The following is a 25,571-nucleotide window of genomic DNA, read 5'->3' as shown; positions in this document are numbered from 1 at the left end:
AAAGGAGCTAATAAAGATGAAGAAAGCAGTTTTTGTACTTAAAGCATTATCTAACGGTGGTATTGAACATTCGTTGATTAATTTAATTAACTCTATTGAAAACTATGATGTAACAATCATTATGTCTAAACATCAAGCACCTCTTTTACCTTTAATAAAAAAACCTATAAAAGTTAAATATTTAACAGATACTGGACTTGGAATTGACACAAGAATATTCATAAATGAATCCTTTTCAAATAAAAAATGGCTCTCTTTATTACAAGTTAGTTGGAGAATTGGTCAATTTTTAATTACAAAAAATATGATTCCATTAAATAATTTCTATTTAGATGCTTACCCATTAGAAGAAGAGGAATACGATATAGCCATTTCATATGATGGGGGTTTAAGGGCTACAACGTCTTACGTTATTCAAAAAATTAAAGCAAAAAAGAAAATTATGTGGGTACATGAAGATTATTCGAAGCTAGTAAAAGTTGAAAAAGAAACGGGAGGAAACGTTTTCAAGTATTTCGATCAAATATTTTGTGTTTCAAAAGGAGCAAAAGATAAATTTTTAGAGTTATATCCAGAGCTAAAAAATAAAACAGAAGTGTTTTATTCTATATATAGTAAAAATACATTTTATAAAAAAGCATTGAATGAAAAAAGTGATTATGGCTATAAAGGTTTTAAGATACTAACAGTAGCTCGTCTAGGACAAGAAAAAGGGCATGATTTGATACCTGAAGTTATTTCAAAGTTGAAATCAGGAGGATATAAGTTCCACTGGTATCTTATTGGAGATGATGATGGAGTTAAGTCAAAATTGGAAAAAGAAATAAAAAATCGACAAATAGAATCCTATTTGTCGATTATGGGAGGAAAAGTCAATCCATTTCCTTATTATCGGGATTGTGATATTTATGTTCAGCCTTCAAGACAAGAAGGGTACTGTATGTCAATGGTTGAAGCAATGGCTTTTGGGAAACCTATTATTGCTACGAACTTCTTAACAGCAAAGGAATTTATTTTAAACCATGGAAAAGATGGTCTAATCGCAGATATTTCCAGCCAATCTTTATACGAAAATGTAAAACAAATGTTAGATGATGAACAGCTAAGAATGAGTATTAGTAAATTTTATTTACAAAAAACAATTGATACGACAAATGAGATTGAAAAATTTTATGCCATTTAATGCTGTGATTCAGTGAATAGTGATTATTCTAATAGGAGTGGATTTTAATGAAAAAAGTTGTTTTCGTTATCCGACGATTGGCTAATGCGGGAACAGAGCAATCGTTGATAAAACTAATCAATACAATAGAGGGCTACGATATTACTATTATGCTTGCTAGAGAAGATAAAACATTACTACCTAATATCAATAAGCCAGTTAAAATAATTGAATTATATGAGCAAGGTTTAGGGCTAAATATGGGGTTATATTTAAAAAGAAGTTTTAAATTAACTCGTATGACGAAATTTTTATCGATGTTTTCACAGCTATATAACTATATTAAGCTTGATAAATTTGAACAATTAAATCAACATCTGTTATCTAGCTATCCCATACAAGAAGAACATTATGATTTAGCGATTGCTTTTGATGGAGGATCAAGAAATACATTAACATCATTTGTTATTGAAAAAATTCATGCTCAAAAAAAAATTATGTGGATCCAAGAAGATTATTCAAAAGTTCCTGAAAAAGAAAAAATTGCAGGGAAAAAGATTTTCCCTAAGTACGATCAGATATTTTGTGTTTCAGAAGCAGCAAAACAAATATTTATAGAAATATATCCTGAGCTAGAAGATAAGACAGAGCATTTTTATCCTATTCTTGATAGAAATGAATATATAGAAAAATCAAAAGAATCAGAAAATATTTTTTATTATGATGGTTTAAAAATTTTAACTGTTGGACGTTTAGAAGATGAAAAAGGACAAGAAAGACTTCCTCAAATTGTAGCAAAATTAAAAAACGAAAATTACGAATTTAAATGGTTTTTAATTGGAGAAGGGCAACTCAGAAACAAATTAGAAAAGGATATAAAAAATTTGGAAATTGAAAATCACCTTATTCTGCTAGGTAAAAAATCTAATCCATTTCCTTACTACAAACAGTGTGATATTTATGTTCAACCATCTAAACAAGAAGGCTATTGTATATCGATGGCAGAGGCTAGTATATTTAAAAAACCCTTAATTGCTACAAATTTTATTACAGCTAATGAATTTATTTCACACGGATTTGATGGGTTAATTGCTGAAAATAACAGTCAATCTATCTATAAAAATGTAAAAAAAATAGTAGATGATGAAAAGTTGAGAATGTCTTTTATTGAAAATAGCGGAAAAAAAATAGTCGATACTTATTCAGAGATGGATAAATTTTATTCTCTATAAATAACTGGCTAGTTAGGAGAAACCTATGAGAACAGCAAATTCTATGAAAAATGTAGCTGTTGTATTGATTGGACAAGTCTTAAATATTCTACTTTCTTTTGGAGCTCGTATCGTTTTTGTAAGAATATTAAATGCAGAGTACCTCGGAGTAAACGGATTATTTACAGACGTCCTATCTATTCTTTCTCTTGCAGAACTAGGTTTTGGATCTGCAGTAATCTATGGACTATATAAACCGTTAGCTACTAAAGATGAAAAAAAAATTAAAGCATTGATGAACTTTTATGCTCATTCGTATAAAGTAATTGGTTTAATCGTTTTAGTCTTGGGCTTAGGGTTATTACCTTTTTTATCAATTATTATCAAAGATTCTCCAGCAATTCCAAACCTTAATTCAATTTATTTACTTTATCTAGCTAATTCCGTTGTAACTTATTTCTACGCATACAAGCGTTCGTTAATCATTGCGGATCAAAAAAACTATATAGTTACTTTTTACAAAAGTGGGTTTCTTTTTTTAGCAACGATTTCACAAATTATTATCCTAATATTAACAAAAGATTTTATACTCTATCTGCTCATTAGGATAGTGTTTTCAATGATTGAAAATTTATTTGTAGCGCATAAAGCTAACAAAATTTATCCTTTCTTAAAAGAAAAGAATAAAGAAAGATTGGGAATTAGTGATCGTAAAATCATCTTTAAAAATATTAAAGCCCTTATGTACCACAGAATAGGTTCTGTTGTTGTTGAAGGTACAGACAATATTTTAATTTCTTCTATAGTTGGATTAGTTTGGGTAGGATTGTACTCAAATTACTCTCTAGTTATAGGTGCTATTAATTCAATAGTAAATCAACTATTTGAATCTGTAACAGCAAGTGTTGGTAATTTAAATGCAGTCGAAAGTGAAGAGAAATCTTTTGATATTTATAAGGTAATGTTGTTCATTAATTTTTGGATTTTTGGATTTTGTTCAATATCGTTATGGATCCTTTTAAATCCTTTTATCACGTTATGGCTTGGTAGCCAGTTTGTAATGAATAAATGGATTGTTGTGTTAATCGTTATTAATTTTTATGTGAAAGGATTAAGAAAGACAACGTTAGTATTCAAAGATGCCTATGGATTATTTTGGAACGACCGCTATAAACCAATTGCAGAAGCTACTGTTAACTTAATCGTCTCTTTAATACTAGCAAGATATTTTGGAATTGCAGGTATTCTAATGGGAACTTTTATTAGTAGTGTATCAACGGTCGTATGGATCGAACCCTTTGTTTTATACAAAAATGGATTTAAAATAAGTGTCATCGATTACTTCAAGAGATATATTGGATATGGATTAGCTACTTTAAGCGTAGCATTTTTAACTACATTAATTAATTCAATTGTATTAGAAAATTCATTAAGTAGCTTTATTATTAAAGTACTAATTTGTGCTATTGTTCCGAATGTTTTATTCTTCCTTATCTTTAGTCGAACAAGTGAGTTTAAATATATTTTAGAAGTTATTAAACTATTTGTTAAAAGAAAGAAAATGTTGAAATTAACTAGTTCTGAATAATAGGATATTTTTGATATACGAATAGTAAAAAGGAAGTGTAGACAATGAGACACCCTGAAATCAGTATTATAATTCCTGTATTTAATACAGAAAAGTATTTAGAAAAGTGTGTGATGAGTATTTTAAATCAAACATTTAAAAATATTGAAGTTATTTGTATCAATGATGGATCTTCTGACAATAGCGAACAAGTACTAAAGAAATTAGCAGCTAAAGATAGTCGACTTATCTGTATAAACCAAAAAAATGAAGGCTTGTCTGCGGCAAGAAATAATGCTTTAGACTATGTTACAGGAAATTATATAATGTATGTAGATAGTGATGATTGGATAGGATTAAATACTTGCGAGTTATTGCAACGTGCCATAGTAGAAGAGAACGCAGATGTTGCCTTATGCTCTTACATCAGAGAGTTTTCACACAAGTCTCTTCCTAAAAAAATCTTTAAACACAAAGAAGAAGTACTTGGACAAGCAGAAACTTCTACAAAGTTGCATAGAAGGATGTTCGGTTTGTTAGGAAAACAAATGAGTCATCCTGAAAATGCAGATGCGATTGTTACTGTATGGGCAAAACTGTATAAAACGGACATAATCAAAAATAATCAAATTAAATTTATATCTACAAAAATCATAGGATCTGAAGATGCACTCTTTAATATTTATTATTTTAGATATGTAAAAAAATCTGTTTGTCTAAGCGATTGTTTATATCATTATCGTAAAGATAATGAAGTTTCGGTAACTACCTTATACAAAGAAAGATTGTTTATCCAAAATCAAATGAAGTATGATTTAATGGAAATGTATATAGAAGAACATTCTCTATCAACTGAATATAAAAAAGCACTTACTAATCGCATAGCGCTGTCTCTTTTAGAACTAGGACTCAATATTATGGAAAGTGAAAAAAAGCCTTATGAAAAAATAGCTAAGTTAAAAAAGATTCTTTCACACGAAAAATACAAAAAAGCCTTTCAAGAAATGGATTATAGTCAACTGCCATTCTACTGGAAACTTTTTTATGGAAGCGCAAAGTTAAATTTTGCATTAGGAGTGTATGGTTTGCTTTGGGCAATAAGTAAACTTAGAAATAAAAGTAACACCGTGAAGGGGAAAGAATACGAACCTATAAAAATACAAGCAGAGGTGAGATAGCTAATGAGAGGAAAGCATGCTTACTTAATTATGGCACACAATCAATATGATTTATTAGAACAATTAATCTTTCAACTAGATGATGAACGCAATGATATTTATATACATGTCGACAAAAAAGCAACTAATTTTAATTCTAAACATTTTGAGCAACTTTCTTTAAAATCTGCTTTGTACTTGATTCCTAGAATAGACATTAAATGGGGTGGATACAGTCAAATTCAATGCGAATTAGCGCTATTGAAAGAAGCCAATAAAAAAAAATATCGTTATTTCCACTTGCTATCAGGAGCAGATTTCCCATTAAAAACACAAAATGATATTCACGATTTTTTTGAAAAACATGATGGGAAAGAATTTATTCATTTTTCTAAAATAGAGTACAAAGAGACGAAAAAAATAGTTTCTCGCATATCACGGTATCATTTATTTCAAGATTTTTTACCTAAAATCTCATTTAAACCATTAAATTATTTAATCATAATTGTAGATAAATTATTTTTAGCCATTCAACGTTTATTCGGAATAAATAGGTTGAAGAATAAAAATTTAACTGTGAAATTTGGTTCATCTTGGTTTAGTGTTACGGATGAGTTTGTAAAGTATGTCCTTTCGCATCAAGAATGGATTAAGAAATATTTTTCTCATTCAAAATGTGCAGATGAACTTTTTTTACAAACGCTAATTTACCAATCTCCTTTTGAAAAAAAATTAGGGTCTCATTATTTTAATGATAAACAATTGAGTAATATGCGGAAAATAGAGTGGTCTAAAACAGCAAATAACCCAAATCCAGAAGTATGGACAATACGTGATTACGATCAATTAAAAAAGACAGCTCATCTTTTTGCAAGAAAGTTTGATTTAACAGTAGATTCAAAAATAGTTGAACAATTTAGTATCTATCTAGATAGTAAAAAAAATTAATTTTAGAATGATGATACATCAAACTGGATTTGGAACTAGTAGGGAGGTTACGTTATGATAACAATCATTGTTTCTATTTATAATGCTGAATCCTATTTAACTAAATGTTTGAATGACTTAAGGTATCAGACCTATCATAAATTAGAGATTATTTTAGTAAATAATGGATCAACTGATGCAAGTGGAGAAATATGTGACCGTTTTTCGAAAGCAGATACTCGTTTTAAGGTTATCCATAAAAATAATGGGGGACTTTCTTCTGCTTTTAATGCTGGTTTGCTAATTGCTAAAGGTAGATACGTTAGTTTCGTTAATGCGTTTGATCGTATAGAGTCCGTTATGTTTGAGCACTTGTTGTCCTTGATTATCAAAGCGGATGTTGATATGGTTGTCTGCGGCTATGTTGAAGAAGACTCTGCTAGTCCAAATGAACAAGTAAAAAATTATACGATGCAAGAATGGACAAAAACGCAGGCTATTCAAAAGGAAATAAACCGAGAAACAGATCAGGGATTTATGCACAATAAACTATTCAAAATGGATTTATTCAAACGACCTGAAGATTTACGTTTTAATACAACTATATACACGTATGAAGATTTATTGTTGTGTGTAGAGTGTATTTTGAAAAGTGAAAAAATTTTTTATACGCCAGCTCCGTATTATCATACATTCAAAAAACGCTATCCTATAAGACTGTCATTATCTACTATTCAACAAGAGACGGGTCTAAAGACATTGCTATTAATCATAAGATTATGCATTTCTTTTGAAGGATTAAATATATCAAAATTAAAAGGAAGATACATTGCATTGTCTATTGATTTATTAATGAAAACCTATGATGAAAAAAATAAAGATACCGAAGATATTGAAAAGTTTAAAAAAAATCTATACCGTTTCAAATTAAACGAATTAGGAAATCAGCAACTTAAAATAAATTGTTACATCGCACGGAAAAATTCAAAATTAAGTTATTATATTTGGAAACTTAAAAATAGAGAAAAATACTCAATTGTAGGGATTTAAACTCCAGACTATTGAGTATTTTTTATTTACATACCATTTATTTGGAGCAACATATGATAAAATGAAACAGAGAGAGTCTGAGTAAAGGAGTGAGTAGATGAGTTCAAAAGAGACCAATTATCCGCTTAGTTGGACTGGATTAAAATCAGCACGGTATAATAAATACCGTTCATGGATTAACAATAAAAAACCAGGTATATGTGGATCATACGTCTGTGCTGTTTTATTGCATGATTTGTATCAGCACCAGTACGGCAAGGACCTAACTAAAGAACGTTTATTAAATGGGTTGAAAGCTGTTATAGATGATACCTTGGCATACAAAGGGACGTTCCCTTGGGACTTGAGACATGGGTTAAATTATGTTTTAAAAGACAATCCAGATTATAGTGCAAAAATGCACTTTGTACCGGATAACAAAGTAGTTGAATTGTTGGATAAACCTGATCTTATTCCAGTAGCGGTTGGGACTGCTAGGATATTAGGAAGCCCGTACAAAAACCATTGGGTATTAGTCTATGCGTACGCTTACGATAGAGAAGGAAAATTATTTTTTAAAGCTTATGATAATCATGGGAAAAGTGCGGCTGTTTTGCCAGCTTCACAAACGTTTGGGTGCGTATGGTTAGAAAAAACAAAAAAATAGTAAGCAGAAGATACAGCATCTTCGCTTACTATTTTTTTTACACACGAGCTTTATTCAGACGTACTTCATCTAATCGTTTTCTTACTAGGTTCATAATGGCTTCTGAGTCGTCAGAGTTTTCTAAATCATGCGTATCAATATCTATAATCATCGTTTCACTCTTGTCGTAAGAATCAAACCAAGCATCATACTGACCATGAAGATGGGTATAATAATCAAGTAATCCTTGATTTCCTTCAATCTGTTCGAATGAACGACCTCTTTTTTCAATACGGCTTAATACTGTATCTAAAGAGCCTCGTAGGTAAATTAATAAATCAGGAGATTTTTTTTTCATACCATCGAGTTCTTCCATCATGTTGTCTAATAAGTCAAGATAAGTATCCATCTCAGCGTCACTCATGTTGCCTTCTTCGTAATTGATTTTAGTAAATAATGCGTCTTCGTAGATAGAACGATCTAAAACATTATTCTCATGTAAAAACGCTGCTTTTATACTTCGGAAACGTGTGTTTAAGAAGTAAATTTGTAATGAAAAAGCCCATCTCTTTGGATCTTCATAAAATTTTTCTAAAATACGATTATCATCGACACTTTCATAAAAAGCTTCACTACCCAATGATTCAGATATTAATTTTGTATAAGTACTTTTTCCAGCACCTATCATTCCTGCTAAAACAATCACAGCTTTATGTTCCCCTTTCAATTAACGGTCACTCTCCTATCAAAGACCGTGGTCGTCTTCGGCTATTTTGCATTTACTAGTATATCATAATTTAGAATATGAAAGGGAAAGTGTTATAAATAAAAACGATTCTAATGAGGTACAATTGAACAAACAGTGACTCTTTTTAACCAAATAGTAAAGACAAAGTGTGAATTCCAACACTACCATGACTGACTAGATTATGATCTTTTTGAAACAGTTGAACAGCTTGTTTCGTCTTATTTCCAAATAGTTGATCTGGAATGCCGGTTATTTCGTATCCAAAACTGAATAGGATTGCTTGAATAGCATAAACGTTCTTTCCTTTTTCACCAAACTGAATAGTTTTAACTGAATTTTTCGTTTTAGGGCCCCATAATCCGTCTATTGGTACATGAATTGATTCTTGAAATAAACACAGTATCGCTTTTTTTGTTATTGGTCCAAAAATTCCATCAACAATTGTTCCACAGTTTTTTTGGATCGTTTTAATAATTTCTTTACGTTCTATCATAGAGTATTGAAATGATGGTCCATTAGTTTGTTTAGTCGTTAGTACCAAAATAGTCCCTATATTAATCTGGTCAGTAGATAAATGATTTAATTTCTTCAGCCAAGTTACAGTTGTTCGATACTTTTTTGCGATGCTCCATAAAGTATCTCCATACTTAACTATATGGATGTTTTTAATTTCTATCGGTTCAATAGGATTCTTTATTTGGAGATCCAGCGGTTCTTTCAAATCTTTTTCAAATTTTTTTAGGCTAATACCGAAACTAGATAAGTAATCATCTGGATCTCGATGAGTAGTACCACCTAAGTTAGCAGAAATCCAATGATGTGTTTTAATGCCTTTTTCTTTTACTGTTCTCCCAGTATTCAACGTTCTTGGAATATGAGCCTCGTAGGCTAAAGATTTTAAAAGCCAGACGTAAGCTAGGTAATCCTTCTTAAATACAGTAGCATCGCTTGTTCGTGCTAACTCTACTTGAGCATACGAATAGGCATTCGCATTCGCACCGGCTCCATATTGAACAAATCCGGTTTTACTTAACTGAATTATTTTACCACCTCCACCAACCCAGTGACTAACGTATGATCCACCTTTTAAAGCTTGTCGTGCCATAAAAGCTACTTCATTTTCCAACGCATTTTTACCAGTATTGCGAGTATTTCCTGATTCGTGAGCAACAATTATTCGTGAGTCAATTAGCTTAGATTGTTTAAGATTTAATAATCTTTTTTCAATAGGGTAACTCATATAACTCCTCCATCCTATAATGAACACTAAGATAAACTGTCGACGGTTTATAAAGTGATAACGCAAGTCAACAAATAAACGTTACATTCTAGCTAATAATATAATCTCTGAGGGTTCTTCTTTGATTGAGTTTTTAGTTTTTGCTATCATTAGGTTAGATAAAAAATAAATCTAAACAGATAGTTGGTTTTAAATGGTTACATTATAAAAAGGGAGAGTGCAGATAATGGATAGAATTGTAGAAGGAACATATACGTCAACTGATGAGGCTGTGAAAGCAGTTGAAAGACTCCTAAACGAAGGCTATGTTGCTGAAGAACTCTTAATTATTACTGATGAAAAACATGAAGACGAGTTAGAAAAGTTAACGCTTGTTGATGTTGAATCAGTCGAAGAAGATGATGAGGAAGAAGAGTCACTTTGGGATAAAATTAAAGAAACGTTTCGAATGGGAGATTATAGTAAAGAAAACGAATCTAATACATTGGTAGAGCATGGCGTTGATGCTGAAACAGCAGAACATTTTAGCGAGTCTTTAGAAAATCACGAAATTATTATTTTAATGAACAGCACAGCGCCTGAGCATTCTAATCAGCTATCGACAGTGAATGAAGAGGTTTTGAACACTGATGATTCTATTTTAGAAACAAATGATAGTAAAAACGCACTGTCTGAAGAACAATTGAAGCCTAGTGAAATTAAAACGAAAGAGTCTATGAATCCAGCATCGGGTGATGGCGAACCATTTGATCCCTCTAAGTCCCAATCTGCAAGAGAAGACGTTCCAGGTACGTCAACTATTTCTTCGCCAGATAGAGATTTAGAACAAGATAGAGACCATACAAATGACGAAGAGATGTTTAAAAAAGAAAGAACAGAGACAACTGGTTTTATCGAAGACAATGGGAAAGATATGTTTAATCAAGATAGACATGACGCTCCCCATTTAACTGGTGATGAGAAATCAGTAAATGCAGAAGACAGCAATCATGTTTATCCTGATAATATTAGTACAGGTGTTGTTGGAGACGAATTAGCCGGAGATTCATCATTTGATAGAGAGCCTAGAAAAGTTGAGCACCCTGAACCACATAAAGATATTCCTGAAAGTGATGCATACTATAGCAACAAATATGAAGATGCCGGTGGAAAAACAATTAGGGACGAAGAAGAGAAATAGATATAAGGCGGGTCCGATGAATGCATTATCTTTATTCGGACCCTTTATATTTTCTTCATTCCATTTGAATTGTATCCGCTTTATTATCTCTGGAAGGTATTTAAAGTTTAATGAATTAATGTACGAACATGAATAATCATACTATGCGACAAAGAAAGTATTAATGAGTGGATAACCTAATATAAATGTTGAGGTAGTAGATTAAGACTAAAATAATGTTAGAAAGTAGTGTGTAAAAATGAATAAAATAGTTGAATCTTCTTATCATACAGTTGATGAAACAATTTCAGCTGTTGAGCGTTTGTTAAGCGAAGGACGATTAATGAGCGATATCGTTATCATCACAAGTAATGAAAATTATTCAGATATAAAAAATAGAACTTTAGTTGAAGTTGATAACGTTTCAACCGATGGAGATATGACGATGTGGGAGAAATTTAAAAGCATGTTTACAACTATTGGGCAAGATGTAGCTTTAGAGCATTACGGTATAGATAAACAAACAGCCTTGAGATACAATGATGTTTTAAAATCTGGCAATTATGTCGTACTTGTAGAAGAAATCAACGATATTCCGATTCGTTATAATCTAGAAGATGGACCAACGGAACTTGGTAAGTCAAGCAAGGAACAAAAAAATAAGAAACCGATTGGACAATCAGGTAGTGGAGCTAAATCAATTTTAGATACATCTCATCCTTCTGGAAAGTCATCCGTTTATGATGAGATGGATGTTGGTTTATTAAATCAAGAGATTGATTTCTTAAGTGATAAATACTCAGGTAGGAAAGAAAATAAAGAAGATTTAAATGCTGGTTTTAATAAAGCGAGTCAAAAAAAGCCAGTAGGACAAGCAGGTAGCGGTGTTAGGGTTACTAAAGATTCAACTTTACCTAATGGTGAAAAAGCAATGTCTAGTTTTGAAGACAGACAATTAAATGACCAAAGTGTACAAGAAGATAATGCAAGATTCTCAAAAGATAAGAATAAAAATATAACGAAAAATGAGTATGATCCAACTAATAATCCGCTTCAAGGTAAACTTGAAAAAGGAAAGAATTTTGTTGCCGATGAAGAACCTGAAACGGCAGTCCGTGATTCTCAGGACTTACCAAGATTTAATGGAAGCTCGATTACAGGACAACCTGTCATTGATCCCTTACAAGACGATGAGTGGAAATAAAATACGAATAGAATCAGATAAGAGTACATTCTGTACTTTTATCTGTTTTTTTAATTTTTTATAGGCAAACTTCTGTTCTATTTTTTAGTGATTTCTATGGTATACTAAATAAATCAATATTAAGTAGGAGGCGAATAACTATGACAGACGATTTGTTAAAAAAAATTATCTCTTCAAAAAGTACAGCGCCTGATGAGAGTTTACCAAAAATCACAAAAATTGAAACTCAAAAACGAAAAGGTCGCTATAATATTTATTTAGATGAGTCTTATGCTTTTCCAATTGATGAAGCCATTCTCGTAAAGCACGCTTTATACAAAGGTATGATTATTTCTGAAGATTTCAGAGAGGAATTAGAATCAGAAGATGGCTTTAGAAAGGCCTATACACGATCTTTAAATTATTTGAATTATGGTTTGCGTTCTGAAAAGGAAGTCCGCGACGATCTAGCAAAGCATGAATTTTTTGATGTAGCAGATGAGGTTATTGAAAAATTAGAAGAACAAGGTTATCTGGATGATTTAATGTATGCAGAAAGTTTTACGCGTACGGGAGCAAATGTTGGGGGAAAGGGTCCTCGAGTAATAAAACAAGAGCTTAAAAGACGTGGAATCGCTGAAGAAAACATTGAAAAGGCTAGCGAACAATATTCTTTTGATCAAATGGTTGAGAATGGTGTTCAACTTGCCGAGAAAGTTATTAGACGCTCTTCACAGCATTCTACGCGTGAAACAAATAATAAATTGCGTCAAAATTTAATGCAAAAAGGTTTTGACTCGGATATTATTACCCAAGTTTTGGAGGAAGTAACTGTAGAGAAAGAAGAGAATGAGGAATATGCAGCTATAAAATCACAAGGAGATAAAATTTGGCGTAAACAAGCTAAATTAAAAGGATATAAAAAAATTCAAAAAGTTAAAAGTAGTTTATTTCAAAAAGGATTTGCAGGAGACTTAATTAATCAGTTTATTGAGGAAAAAGAAATGGAAGATCAAGACGAATGAAAAAAGACAATCTAAATAAAAATGAGTCTCGAGAATTATTAGAGCAGCATGGTATAAAAATGTGGCCTGAAGAAAAGATAGAACGATTTAGAGCAACTTTACTAAGTTGGTACGATATAGAGAAACGATCTCTTCCATGGAGAATAAACAATGATCCTTATCGAATATGGGTTTCGGAAATTATGTTGCAACAGACTCGTGTGGATACGGTTATTCCATATTATCTAAACTTCATGCAACAATTCCCAACAATTGAAGCCTTATCAAAAGCGAATGAAGATAAATTGTTAAAAGCTTGGGAAGGATTAGGGTATTACTCAAGAGTAAGAAATATGCAAAAAGCAGCGATACAAATTATTGAAGAATATGATGGTGCAATGCCTCGTGATCCAAAAGAACTAATCAAATTAAGCGGTATAGGACCTTACACTGCAGGTGCGATAGCAAGCATGGCTTTTGATTTGCCAGAACCAGCAGTAGATGGGAATGTGATGCGGGTAGTGAGTCGTCTTTTTGAAATAGATGCAGATATTGCTAAGCCAGCTAGTCGTAAAATTTTTGAAGCGGTTATGAGAGAACTAATAGATCCTTACAAACCAGGCGACTTTAACCAGGCGTTTATGGATTTAGGATCCAGCATTTGTACACCTAAAAACTATCATCCAGAGTTGAGTCCAATCAAAGAATTTAACGCCTCTTACATTAATGAAACATGGGGAAATTATCCAGTTAAAAGCAAAAAGAAAAAGGCTGTTCCAGTTTTCTATCAAGGCTTTTTAATTGAGAATGAAAATGGCGAATTTCTATTAGAAAAAAGACCAAAAGAAGGATTATTAGCTAATATGTGGCTTTTCCCATTGGTAGAAGAAAATCGTTCCAATAAAATAGATGATGGAAAGACATCAGATATTTTATTGGAATTAAATGAAGCTTATCAAATAAAACCATTGTTAACAAAAAAGTCTTTCGCTGAAATAACGCACCTATTTAGTCACTTAAAATGGACGATTTCTGCCTACTATGGAAAGGTTTCTAGTTTAAAAACTATTTTGCCAGAAGACTGTAGATGGGTTCATCCAGATGACTTTGAAAAATTCACTTTTCCTGGTCCTCAAACAAAATTATGGAAAAGTTACTTGTTTTATATAAATAATTAAATACGTAAATAATTAAAGAGAACCCGTGATTTTATACTAAATAAAATTACGAGTTCTTTTTTTAAAAAAAGATTCCTCATTATTCTTTCATTTTATCTGAGCTTTTCTGTTAACCCTAGCAGATTTTATGATATAATACTTTTGAGTCGAGTGTGAATGACACTCTCTGGTTGTTCTATTAATTTCTTATTGAATTTTTATAGGAAAAAAGAAAGTTGGGTTAGGATGCAAGTTCCAAAAGAAGGAGAATACATCACAATCCAAAGCTATAAACATAATGGAAGTTTACATCGCACATGGAGGGACACGATGGTTCTCAAAACTAGCGACCAATCTTTAATTGGCTGCAACGATCATACACTTGTAACTGAGTCAGATGGCCGACGTTGGTTAACAAGAGAACCAGCAATTGTATATTTTCATAAGCACTATTGGTTCAATATTATTGCAATGATTCGTGATAATGGCATTTCTTATTATTGCAACCTCGCTTCACCTTATGCTTTAGATGAAGAAGGCTTGAAGTATATAGATTATGATTTAGACATAAAAGTATTTCCGGACGGAGAAAAACGGCTATTAGATGTAGATGAGTATGAAGAACATAGTAAGTTATGGGGCTATCCTGAGGATATCGATCATATTTTAAAGGAGAATGTTAGAGTTCTTGTTGAGTGGATCAATGAAGAAAAAGGACCTTTTTCTAAAGAATATGTTGAGTTATGGTACGACCGATACCGTCAATTAGCAAACAAACACTAAAACTTCTGCTGGACGAGGGATTAGATTCTCCAATAATGAATATAAAAAGGTACCTTTATTTTTAAAAGGTACCTTTTTTATATAGTTCTATATCGATCTTTTTTATTGCTGAGTATAAATTAAAGAACTTCGACTTTCTTTAACCAATTAAGCTGTGCTATAATAACAAATGAAATATTAAATAAAGGAGTGAATCTTACTTGACAAAAAAAAGTGGTTTTATACTTTTTGTATTAATTGTTCTGACAATTGGCATACTCTGGTTCGGCCAAGATTATCAAAATAAACAAAAATTGGAATTATTAGAAACAAATGGATCTTCTCAATCTAATGAAGATAAGTCTAAGGATGGAGAGCCAACTGTAACAAAAAAAGAGTCGTTTGAAAAAAATAGAGATAAAAAATCCCTATTAGATTACTTATCAAATGTACCAACAGATAATGAAAAAAAAGTTATTAGTTTCTATGGAGATTTTTCGGAGTCGGATAGCTGGCTTCTTTCCGTTGAAGAATACATAAATGACCAAGTAACAGATAACGTACAATTTAATACTATTGCTTTACCTGATTTTGATTCATACCGCTTATTAGAAGAAAGTACTGCACTATCATTATCAGAAGCAAAACCAGACGTTGTTTTCTTCCATATACCTGTATATGGTGACCAAGTAAGAGATATAAGTTTGTCAGATTCAAAAGAGTATATGATGAAAGATTATGAGGCTATTAAAGAAGCATTACCAGAAACATTGGTTGTTTTTGTTACACCAAACCCGAGTAGTTCAAGGAAAGAAGAATATAATTCTAGAACGCTTGTTTATACAAGTTATTTACAAGAAGCGATAGAAATGATAAACGACGCTAAACTACCTTTGTTTGATCTACATGAAGCTTATCTTGCAGAAGTAGAATCAACAAATCTTGACCTTGAAACAACTTTAACAGAAGATGGAAAGACATTGAATAATAAAGGCAACGAAATATATACGACTTTATTCAACAATGCATTAGCAATATCAGTGGATACAACAAGTGGAAAATAAACAATGAAAAAAAGGCTTTGATTGGTATAATAACAATCAAAGCCTTTTTTTATTGTTCGATGTGTTCAATATTATCAATTGTAGTTTGTGGTGTTCTTACATTGCCTTTGTAACTAGATACTAAAGTATTTAAACGAATTAAATATCCTTCATATTTTAAAATGCTGGACATAATATGGATAACAGCATTACTTTGTGTGAAGTCTTTATTTACTTCTACTTCCATATTTGCTTCATCAAAAAAGGAGTGCATGAATTTAGCTCTGAGGGATTCTTTATAATCAATGAAATTTACTTCATTTGGAGCAACACGTCCATTAAATTTTAGCAATATTTGTTCATGAGCACTTAACAACGTTTCTAATCGTTCCCTTATTTGAATTCTTAATTCTTCAGGAAAATGATTGAATGAATTTTCGTTTCGATGTAAAGTACTTGCTAAACTGTACGCAACTTTTGTTGTTGAAATGATTTGTCGGTAAACAACGATTTTTCTTAGTATTTCAAACCGATTTTTCTTACGAGAATAGGTTCCTTCATCTTTAAATAAAGCAAAATACACTTCTAAACGATCTAATTCTGATTTGACCCATTTTAAATCTTTTTTTAAAATTGAAAATTCACTATTTTTTCTTACACTTGCTCTAATCCATTTCATGATTTCAGAGGTAGTATAATCAATTAAGTGATAAAGCTTTTCTTCATATTTTGGAGGAAAAAAGAGAGTGTTAACCAGAAAGGCAATAACTACACCAAGTAGTGTCGCTAAAATACGGATAGTAGCAGAAAATATAAAGTTTGTTCCAGGACTCATCATAATAACAACTAATGTTACAGTCGCTAACCCTATTACAGGACCTAGGTTAAATTGATTCAAGATTGCAATAAGTAAAACAGCAGCTAAACCAACAAATACAAAATGATTTCCTAACGTCACGTTGACGATAATTGCTAAAACACCTCCAACAATATTGGCAAATACTCTATCTTTAAGTGTCTTAACAGATCGTTTTAAAGAAGGTTGAAGGGCAAAAATAGCAGATATAGCAGCTAAAACAGCGGCTGTTTGCATATCTAACAAATAAGGTATGGCTAAAGCAAGAGTAATGGCTAGACCAGTTTTCATAGTCCTTGCTCCGATTTTCATAAAAGATATCCTTTCTCCCGCAGAATTATTTCGATTAAATCATATTTTTATCAACTGATAATGCCATTTTAACAAATTCCACTTACAATGAGAAGAGCTTGTACAGATATATCTATAATAATGGTAAATTAAGCCAAGTATGTATGAAAAAGACTTGTAGTTAGTAAAAAAACTGAATAATAAAAAGAAAACATACTATTCTTTAGCTTAAACCTAAGTTTATGAAACACCAAAGAGTTGATATTGTTGCATTCTTAAGTGATAAACGTTATTATTAAGGAAATAATTGATGCTTTTTAAAAACACTGTTTAGTATAAACAGAGATCAAAAAAATATTTAAAGGATATACAAAATAAGGAGAGATTTATTTATGGCTTCGAATCAAATGGTGATGCAAACAATTGAAAAATTAAAAGCTTCTAATATTCGAATAACACCTCAACGATATGCTGTACTAGAATACTTAATTGAAACTGACTCCCATCCAACAGCAGATGATATATATCAATCATTGGTAGAACGATTTCCAAGCGTTAGTGTAGCAACTATCTATAATAATTTGAGATTATTTACAAAAATTGGATTTGTAAAAGAAATGACTTATGGAGATGGATCTAGTCGTTTTGACTTTGCAACAACTCAACATTATCATGCTATTTGCGAAAAATGTGGAAAAATTGAAGACATTTATTACCCTGGTCTTGAAGATCTAGAAGAAACAGCTCATAATTTAACTGGGTATAAAGTAACCAATCACCGTATGGAAGTTTACGGTATTTGTCCGGAATGCCAAGAAAGACTGAAAGATGAGTAACGTATCAAATTGTGGTAGCCATTATTAACGGTCTTGCTATCATTTTTAATGAATCATTATTATTTAGTGTGACTTTACACTCTCTTGTCCTAATAGGTTATTTTTTGAAATGATCATCACAGAATTGATACATGATTAAAATAAATAGTTTGCAGAATGAGAATTAGAAAAGGAAGTATTAAATATGACAACATTAAACGATGTTGCAAAAAAAGCAAATGTTTCTAAAATGACCGTTTCTCGGGTCATTAATCATCCTGAACAAGTTACGGATGAATTAAAAGAACTTGTTTTTAAAGCAATGGAAGAATTGAGTTACCGACCTAACGTAGCTGCTAAAGCGCTAGTTAACAACCGCACCCAAATAATTAAGCTTTTTATTTTAGAAGAAATGGATACGACAGAACCTTATTATATGAACCTATTAACCGGAATAGCTCAAGAATTGGATGCACGGCATTATTCTTTGCAATTGGTTACAAAAAATAACTTTGATATAGGGACTTGTGATGGGTACATAATGTGTGGAGTTCGAGAAAAAGATTACGATTGGATTACTGGTGCAAATAAACCAGTTGTTTTATTTGGTGAAAATCGTCATGGCTATGACTTTGTTGATTCAGATAATAAAGCTGGGATTTCATTGGCTACACAATATGCAATTGATTCTAAGTATCAGGAAATTATCTTTATCGGTATTGATATAGATGAAGTATTTGAATTATCTAGAGAATCAGGTTACATTCAAACAATGAACCAGAATAATCGCGAACCTAAAGTAGTCCGTTTTGAAAATCGTTCTAGGCAAGCTGCAAAGTTCATCAAAGATAAGTGGTCTGATTTTTCACCGAATACGATTTTTGTCTGTAGTTCAGATAGATTAGCGTTGGGTATTGAAAGAGGGATCATTGAAATGGGTGGTGATATACCAAATGATTTCGGAATTATCGGTCACGACGGTGTATTTTTAGACCAAATTGCTTTCCCACAACTAACAACTGTTAAGCAATCTGTAATAGAAATGGGAGCTGCTAGTGCTAAAATGTTGTTAAATAAGATTGACCAAGGCGGGGCTTCACAAGGTTCTATTCTATTTCAATCAGAACTCATTATTAGAGGTACTACGAAGAAATGAGCTAAAAAAGGCAATTAAAATTTAGGAAGGCTGTGATAGTATGAAAGCAATGATTGTTGTTAATCCTTCCTCAGGTAGCGAACAGGCAGAAGAATTTGTAACCCAATTAGAAACGCGCTTAAGAGAGCAATTCAAAGAAATAGTAACAAAAGAAACACAAGAAGCAGGAGACGCTGAGAAATTTTCTTCTCAAGCTGCATTAGAAGGATATGACGCCATTTTTTTAATGGGTGGTGATGGAACAATTAATGAGGGTATTAATGGTATAGCAAAACAAGATTATCATCCATTGATTGGAGTCATTCCGTTAGGCACAATCAATAATTTTGCAAGAGTCTTGGGTATTTCAATGAATGCAAAAGTAGCCATTAAACAATTGGATTTTAAGAATACGAAGAAAGTTGATATTGGTAAAGTAAATGATTTGTTTTTCGTTAGTACAGTATCCGTTGGATCTATACCAGAGACCGTTCAACATGTAGACGACGAAGCTAAGTCTAAACTTGGTCCTTTGGCTTATGTTATGGAAGGTGTAAAAGCGCTAAACGATGATGAAACGTCTGTTTTTCGAATGAAATTAGACGGTGATGATTTCGAAGGGAATTATAGCATGTTAGTCATTGGGCTAAGTAAGTCGGTTTCGGGAATAGGAACTGTCTTTTCATCAGCGGAAATTGACGATGGATATTTATATATGCTTTGTCTAAAAAAATCAACTGCTGCAGAAAAAATGAAGCTTATCCCTGAATTACTTCGTGAAAGTGATGATTATTCTGAAAAACTTGTCTTAAAAAAATTTAAATTAGCTGATTTAAAATCGAAAGAAGGAAAAGAATTTACCACAACAGTCGATGGCAATAAAGGTCCGAAATTTCCTATTCATTTGGAAGTCTATAAACAATTATTAACTGTGTATGTGCCAAAGCTAAACTAATTTATTTTTAAAAACGGATACCCTCATTTAATGAAGGCATCCGTTTTTTATTGTACTTAAATGATGAAAATAGAGTCATTATTTTAGCAATTAAATTTAAGTTTGATTAAACTTAGGTTAATAATGAAATCAGTGAGGAGGTCGGTTAGAATGAAAGCAACGGATAAGAAATGGTGGAAGAAAGCGATAATTTATCAGGTTTATCCACGGAGTTTTAAAGATACTAGCGGAAATGGAATAGGTGATATTAGAGGTATTATTCAAAAGTTAGATTACATCAAAAAACTTGGGGTAAATACAATCTGGTTAAATCCTATTGTTCGTTCTCCTCAAATAGATAATGGCTATGATGTCTCTGATTATTATACTATTGATCCATTATTTGGAACAATGGAGGATGTTGAGGAGCTTATCGAAGAAGCACATAAACGCGAGTTGAACATTATATTTGATTTTGTTCTCAATCATACTTCTATTGAACATAATTGGTTTCAAGAAGCATTAAAGGGGCCGGATAATCCACATAGAAATTTTTATATTTGGAGTGATGCTTTACCAAATGGTGATTTACCAAATAACTGGGCCTCACTGTTTGGAGAATCCGTTTGGGAAAAAGAACCTGTAGGTAATCAGTTTTATTTTCATCTTTTTAAAAAAGAAATGCCTGACTTGAACTGGGATAATCCGCATGTAGGAAATGCAATGATAGACATTGGTAAATTTTGGATAGACAAGGGAATCGATGGTTTTCGCTTGGATGCTTTTATTCACTTAGATAAATTGGATGATTTTTCAAGAGAAATCACATTAAATAATAAAGAAGTTATCTCAGCTCAAGAAATTAATGAAAACTTGCCGAACATAAAAAATTACATTCAAAATCTCACTAGTGGTTTGAGGAAAGAAAAACCAGACATTTTTATTTTAGGTGAAGCTGCCTCAGCAGATGTAAATTTAGCTTTTGCGTATATCGATCCTAAAAATGATATGTGTGATGCTATTATCTCATTTATGCTTTTTCCTGAAGATCATTCAGTTAAAGACGCGCGTTTACCGTTTAATATGCAACACGCCATCTTAGATAAGGATGAGTTTAAAAAGACGATGATAGAATGGCAAGAAAAGCTAGATTGTTTTGGTGGGCCAACTCTTTATTGGAATAACCACGATATGCCAAGAGCGGTTTCTCGCTTTGGTGATGAAAAACTGTTTCGAGATAATAGTAGTAAAATGTTAGCAACTTTAATGTACTTACAAAAAGGGATACCATTTATTTACTACGGAGAAGAAATAGGAATGTGTAATCTAAGACATGAGAATCCACAAGAATTCGAGACACCTGGGGCAGTTGCTTTTTATGCAAAATCAAAAGCACTAGGATATACAGAAGAGCATATTTTGAAAGAACTCAATAGTACAGCCAGAGATGTTGGTCGTGGTGTCATGCAATGGGATGATTCTGAATTTGCTGGTTTTTCAACTATGACTCCTTGAAGTGGAGTGAATATAGAAGAAAAGTACACTGTTTATGCACAAGAAAAAGATCCAACAAGTATTCTAGCTTATTACCGTGCTGTTTTAAAACATAAAAACACTCCTATTTTTACTGAAGGGAGCTTTCGTATGTTTGAAATGAAAGGCAGTCTCTACAGTTACGAACGTGTATTGGATAATCAACATGCAGTAGTCATTTGTAATTTTTCAGATACTAAAGAACGGATTTCTCAAACAGGTATGATAGAGAATCAATGGCAAATTATCCTTCAAAATGAAGGGAATTGTATTGAAGGAAACTGTATTACTCTAGCTCCATTTGGTGCAATCGTATTATTAGAAAATACACTCATTGCAAAAAAGAAGGAGACTGATTTAAAAGTGAAATAGCTTTGAATACGTTAAAATAATACTAGTCCATTTTTTGTTACCGTTAACATTCTGAATGATATTGTAAGTGCTTCCTTATTTGAGTATCCTTAAGTCAAGTCCAATAAGGAAAAAGGAGGACCAATTTAACATGACCGTAAAATGGTGGAAAGAAGCAATCGTTTATCAAATTTATCCTAGAAGTTTTCAAGATAGCAATAATGATGGAGTAGGAGATTTAAAAGGAGTCATTCAACGCCTAGATTATATTCAGTCTTTAGGTGTTACAGTCATTTGGTTAAATCCAATTTTTACTTCTCCACAGATTGATAATGGTTATGATGTGTCTAACTATTGTGAGATTGATCCTCTTTTTGGTTCAATGGAAGACATAGAAGAATTAATCAAAGAAGCTCACATTCGTGGTATAAAAGTACTATTTGATTTTGTCTTAAATCATACATCAGATCAGCATCCTTGGTTTCAAGAAGCTTTAAAGGATTCAGAAAATCCATATCGCGATTATTACCTTTGGGCTAATGGGGGAGAAAATGGGGAATTACCAAATAATTGGGCCTCTTTTTTTGGAGGGTCTGTTTGGGAAAAAGAACCTTTAGGAGATCACTATTACTTCCATTTATTTGCTAAGGAAATGCCAGATTTAAATTGGGGCAATCCGAACGTGCAAGCATCTATGTTAGAAATTGCTTGTTTTTGGATGGAGAAAGGCGTTGATGGGTTCCGTTTAGATGCGTTTATTCATATGGATAAAGAAGAAGGGTATCCAAATGTTCCCACAACTAAGGATGGTGAGTTGGTTTTAGCTGAAAATTATTATGCCAATCTACCTAAAGTAAATGATTACATGAAAAGATTTGCACAAGCTTTGCGTAGCCGTTATCCTGATGTATTTTTGGTAGGTGAAGCTGCCTCAGCAACGATTGATTTAGCAGTTAACTATTCAGATCCAGCTAATGAAGGTTGCGATGCAGTCATTACTTTTCGCTACTTCACTGAAGATGAAACACAAAAGGATATCCGGTTGCCGCTATCCATGCAATCAGGGAGTTTAGATATAAAAAAATTTAAAAAAACGATGGTTGAATGGCAGGAACGGTTATCTGATTTTGGAGGGCCAACACTTTACTGGAATAACCATGATATGGCGCGAGCTGTTTCTCGTTTTGGGGACGCTACTCACTACAGAGAAAACAGCAGTAAGATGTTAGCAACGCTCATGTATTTACAAAAAGGTATTCCATTTATTTTAAATGGAGAAGAACTAGGTATGAAGAACTTAGAAATAAACGCAATTGAACATTTCTTTGCTCCAGAAGCAACTGTATTTTATGAAAAAGCCTATCATTTAGGGTATCGCAAAGAATATATTCTTAAAGAATTAAATGCGACTAGTAAAGATGCTAGTCGTGGAGTAATGCAATGGAATGACTCTCAATTTGCAGGTTTTTCAACAACTCCACCATGGAGTGGAGTTAATAGAGAAGTTAAGTATAATGTAGCTGATCAGGAAACAATAGAATCGAGTATTTTAAATTATTATAGAAAATTATTCATGTATAAAAAATTACCTCTATTTACTGAAGGAAGTTTTCATTTAATTGAGACATCTGACCATTTATATTGCTATGAACGCAAGCTTGGGGATCAGACAGCTTTAATTTGTTGCAATTTAACAAACCAGTCATTTATTTATAGTGACAGTCGTTTTACGAGTGAAACGGTCACAGTAGTATTGTCTAATGGAAATAATTCGTTGGAAAATCAACACATTAAAATAGAACCTTATGGCTCATTAGTATTTATGTTAGAGAATGAACTGAAACAGACTGATAAAAAACGGATAAGTACTTTTTGAAAATAGCAATTATCTACTAAATGAATAGGAATGAGGAAAAAATACAATGGAAACTTCAGCAATTTTTCATAGACCCGAAAGTGAGTATGCCTACCTCTATACAAAAGATGAAATGCATATTCGGATCCGCACAAAAAAAGGGGATGTCTCAAAAGTAAATATTATCAGTGGAGATCCCTATTTGCATGAACAAAAAAAATGGTATATGGATAATGTACCAATGGATTTACTGTTAAGTACGGACGTTCACGACTATTGGTTAATTAAAACCGGTGCAGAGTTTAGGCGTTTATCTTATGGTTTTCATATTGTTGGAAATGATGGCACAGAAGTTTTTTATGGAGATAGAGGAGTATTTCCTTATGATGAGAAATATTTATCCTTTGCAAACTCTTTTTTTCGAATGCCTTATTTTCAAGAAATTGATCGGTTTAAGTCACCTGATTGGGTGAAGAAAACAATTTGGTATCAAATTTTTCCGGAACGATTTGCTAATGGAGATACGAGTAATGATCCGGATGGAACATTGCCTTGGGGGAGTAAAAAGCATCCAACGCGTGATGATTTTTACGGTGGAGACTTACAAGGAGTTATTGATAATTTAGATTATTTGGTTGATTTGGGAATAAATGGGATATACTTTTGCCCTATTTTTAAGGCAACGTCAAACCATAAGTATGACACAACAGATTATTTTGAAATTGATCCTGATTTTGGAGATAAAGAAACATTCAGAAAATTAGTTGATGAGGCTCACAAAAGAGGGATTCGAATTATGTTAGATGCGGTATTTAATCATCTAGGAATGCTTTCTCATCAGTGGGCGGATGTTGTTGAAAATGAAGAAAAATCTAAGTATGCTGATTGGTTTCATATACATAAATTTCCGGTTAAAATCGATGAAACACTAACAACTGAAGAACTTGAAAATGTTGGACAAGTACCTTATGACACGTTTGCATTCACTGGGCATATGCCAAAACTAAACACAGCCAATAAAGATGTTCAAAACTACTTATTGGAAGTAGCAGCTTATTGGATTCGTGAATTTGATATTGATGCTTGGCGTTTAGATGTGGCTAATGAAGTTGATCACCACTTTTGGAAAAGATTTTATCAAGTCACGACGGATTTAAAAGAAGATTTTTATATTTTAGGAGAAATTTGGCACTCTTCTCAAAGTTGGTTGCAAGGCGATGAGTTCCATGCAGTTATGAACTATGCTTTTACTGGAACGATAGAAGATTATTTTATGAACAAACGAATGACTGCAAGTAAAATGGTCTCGGGATTAAATGAGCAATTAATGTTGTATCGTCAACAAGCCAACGAAGTGATGTTTAACTCACTAGATTCACATGATACCGCTCGTATCTTAACAATTAGTGCAGGGAACAAAGATACCGTCAAGTCTAGTCTAGCATTTACATTTATGCAACATGGTTCACCCTGTATTTATTATGGTACAGAAGTTGGGATGGATGGTTTCGATGATCCAGATTGTCGTAAATGCATGGTCTGGGATAAAGATAAACAAGATTTAAACATGCTAAATTTCAGTAAAAAATTAATTGCCTTTAGAAAAGAACATCAAGAAATATTAAGTTATGGAAAACTAGATTGGTTTGATGTTCGTGATGACGATAATGTTGTTGGATTTAAGCGTTCTTTTGGGGACGATGTACTTGTTGCCTATTTTAATCAAGGAGAAGAAGATTTAGAAGTGTTAAGCGATACCGAATCGATAGTTCTTTTATCTCATTTAGTAGACACCGAGAAGATTGT

23 protein-coding genes are annotated in these 25,571 nt (G+C 32.3%); 20 read left to right on the top strand and 3 right to left on the bottom strand.

Annotated elements, in window-relative coordinates; genetic code table 11:
* Positions 1-16 precede the first annotated feature (16 nt).
* The 7 genes from WBF61_RS06515 (at position 17) to WBF61_RS06485 (ending at position 7,720) form a co-directional block, all read left to right on the top strand.
* Positions 17-1,183: a glycosyltransferase gene (locus WBF61_RS06515; protein WP_424254979.1), complete on the top strand. Its 1,167-nt coding sequence runs from the start codon at positions 17-19 to the stop codon at positions 1,181-1,183.
* 47 nt (positions 1,184-1,230) lie between these two features.
* Entirely contained in the window at positions 1,231-2,394 is a 1,164-nt protein-coding gene (locus WBF61_RS06510; RefSeq protein ID WP_424254977.1) for a glycosyltransferase, read from the top strand.
* A gap of 25 nt (positions 2,395-2,419) precedes the next feature.
* Positions 2,420-3,961 (top strand): lipopolysaccharide biosynthesis protein, encoded by a 1,542-nt coding sequence (locus WBF61_RS06505; protein WP_424254975.1) that lies wholly within the window; start codon positions 2,420-2,422, stop codon positions 3,959-3,961.
* Between the two features lie 44 nt (positions 3,962-4,005).
* Positions 4,006-5,118, top strand: coding sequence for a glycosyltransferase family 2 protein (locus WBF61_RS06500; protein WP_424254974.1), 1,113 nt, complete (start codon positions 4,006-4,008; stop codon positions 5,116-5,118).
* A 3-nt stretch (positions 5,119-5,121) separates the two neighbouring features.
* The gene (locus WBF61_RS06495; protein ID WP_424254973.1) at positions 5,122-6,045 is read left to right on the top strand and encodes a beta-1,6-N-acetylglucosaminyltransferase; all 924 of its coding nucleotides are present in this window, start codon (positions 5,122-5,124) and stop codon (positions 6,043-6,045) included.
* Between the two features lie 54 nt (positions 6,046-6,099).
* Positions 6,100-7,074 carry a glycosyltransferase gene (locus WBF61_RS06490; protein WP_424254972.1) on the top strand — a complete coding sequence of 325 codons (975 nt, stop codon included), beginning with the start codon at positions 6,100-6,102 and terminating at the stop codon, positions 7,072-7,074.
* A 97-nt stretch (positions 7,075-7,171) separates the two neighbouring features.
* Entirely contained in the window at positions 7,172-7,720 is a 549-nt protein-coding gene (locus tag WBF61_RS06485) for a dihydrolipoamide dehydrogenase (protein WP_424254970.1), read from the top strand.
* A gap of 37 nt (positions 7,721-7,757) precedes the next feature.
* Here WBF61_RS06485 and WBF61_RS06480 read toward each other — a convergent pair whose 3' ends face one another.
* Both WBF61_RS06480 and WBF61_RS06475 read right to left on the bottom strand, forming a co-directional pair.
* Positions 7,758-8,426: a deoxynucleoside kinase gene (locus WBF61_RS06480; RefSeq protein WP_424254968.1), complete on the bottom strand. Its 669-nt coding sequence runs from the start codon at positions 8,424-8,426 to the stop codon at positions 7,758-7,760.
* A 145-nt stretch (positions 8,427-8,571) separates the two neighbouring features.
* Complete coding sequence (locus WBF61_RS06475; RefSeq protein ID WP_424254967.1) at positions 8,572-9,687, bottom strand: peptidoglycan-binding protein; 1,116 nt, start codon at positions 9,685-9,687, stop codon at positions 8,572-8,574.
* 226 nt (positions 9,688-9,913) lie between these two features.
* Between WBF61_RS06475 and WBF61_RS06470 the strand changes: the two genes are divergently transcribed.
* From WBF61_RS06470 to WBF61_RS06445, 6 genes are all read left to right on the top strand, one after another.
* Positions 9,914-10,867: a general stress protein gene (locus WBF61_RS06470; RefSeq protein WP_424254965.1), complete on the top strand. Its 954-nt coding sequence runs from the start codon at positions 9,914-9,916 to the stop codon at positions 10,865-10,867.
* Positions 10,868-11,105: 238 nt separating this feature from the next.
* Positions 11,106-12,050, top strand: a complete 945-nt coding sequence (locus WBF61_RS06465; RefSeq protein ID WP_424254963.1) for a hypothetical protein — start codon at positions 11,106-11,108, stop codon at positions 12,048-12,050.
* A 140-nt stretch (positions 12,051-12,190) separates the two neighbouring features.
* Positions 12,191-13,054, top strand: coding sequence for a recombination regulator RecX (recX, locus tag WBF61_RS06460; protein ID WP_424254961.1), 864 nt, complete (start codon positions 12,191-12,193; stop codon positions 13,052-13,054).
* Positions 13,051-14,211 carry an A/G-specific adenine glycosylase gene (gene mutY, locus WBF61_RS06455; RefSeq protein WP_424254960.1) on the top strand — a complete coding sequence of 387 codons (1,161 nt, stop codon included), beginning with the start codon at positions 13,051-13,053 and terminating at the stop codon, positions 14,209-14,211. Before recX ends, mutY begins: the two co-directional genes overlap by 4 nt.
* 225 nt (positions 14,212-14,436) lie before the next feature.
* Entirely contained in the window at positions 14,437-14,973 is a 537-nt protein-coding gene (gene ntdP / locus WBF61_RS06450; RefSeq protein WP_424254958.1) for a nucleoside tri-diphosphate phosphatase, read from the top strand.
* Between the two features lie 200 nt (positions 14,974-15,173).
* On the top strand, positions 15,174-16,016 hold the full coding sequence (locus WBF61_RS06445; RefSeq protein ID WP_424254956.1) for a hypothetical protein: 843 nt from the start codon (positions 15,174-15,176) through the stop codon (positions 16,014-16,016).
* Positions 16,017-16,065: 49 nt separating this feature from the next.
* Here WBF61_RS06445 and WBF61_RS06440 read toward each other — a convergent pair whose 3' ends face one another.
* On the bottom strand, positions 16,066-17,163 hold the full coding sequence (locus WBF61_RS06440; protein ID WP_424254955.1) for an FUSC family protein: 1,098 nt from the start codon (positions 17,161-17,163) through the stop codon (positions 16,066-16,068).
* 371 nt (positions 17,164-17,534) lie between these two features.
* On the opposite strand from WBF61_RS06440, the gene WBF61_RS06435 reads away from it, so the two are divergent.
* From WBF61_RS06435 to WBF61_RS06405, 7 genes are all read left to right on the top strand, one after another.
* Positions 17,535-17,978, top strand: coding sequence for a Fur family transcriptional regulator (locus WBF61_RS06435; RefSeq protein ID WP_424254954.1), 444 nt, complete (start codon positions 17,535-17,537; stop codon positions 17,976-17,978).
* 184 nt (positions 17,979-18,162) lie between these two features.
* Complete coding sequence (locus tag WBF61_RS06430; protein ID WP_424254953.1) at positions 18,163-19,113, top strand: LacI family DNA-binding transcriptional regulator; 951 nt, start codon at positions 18,163-18,165, stop codon at positions 19,111-19,113.
* A 40-nt stretch (positions 19,114-19,153) separates the two neighbouring features.
* Positions 19,154-20,047, top strand: a complete 894-nt coding sequence (locus tag WBF61_RS06425; RefSeq protein WP_424254951.1) for a diacylglycerol/lipid kinase family protein — start codon at positions 19,154-19,156, stop codon at positions 20,045-20,047.
* A gap of 150 nt (positions 20,048-20,197) precedes the next feature.
* Entirely contained in the window at positions 20,198-21,541 is a 1,344-nt protein-coding gene (locus tag WBF61_RS06420) for an alpha-glucosidase (protein WP_424254950.1), read from the top strand.
* A 6-nt stretch (positions 21,542-21,547) separates the two neighbouring features.
* Complete coding sequence (locus WBF61_RS06415; RefSeq protein WP_424254948.1) at positions 21,548-21,931, top strand: hypothetical protein; 384 nt, start codon at positions 21,548-21,550, stop codon at positions 21,929-21,931.
* Positions 21,932-22,061: 130 nt separating this feature from the next.
* Positions 22,062-23,786 (top strand): glycoside hydrolase family 13 protein, encoded by a 1,725-nt coding sequence (locus WBF61_RS06410; protein ID WP_424254946.1) that lies wholly within the window; start codon positions 22,062-22,064, stop codon positions 23,784-23,786.
* A 46-nt stretch (positions 23,787-23,832) separates the two neighbouring features.
* A partial coding sequence (locus WBF61_RS06405; protein WP_424254945.1) for a glycoside hydrolase family 13 protein occupies positions 23,833-25,571 on the top strand: 1,739 nt, incomplete at its 3' end.

The organism is Carnobacterium sp. (assembly GCF_049673005.1).
Taxonomy (GTDB): Bacteria; Bacillota; Bacilli; order Lactobacillales; family Carnobacteriaceae; genus Carnobacterium_A.
This window is presented reverse-complemented; position numbering and strand designations above follow the sequence as displayed.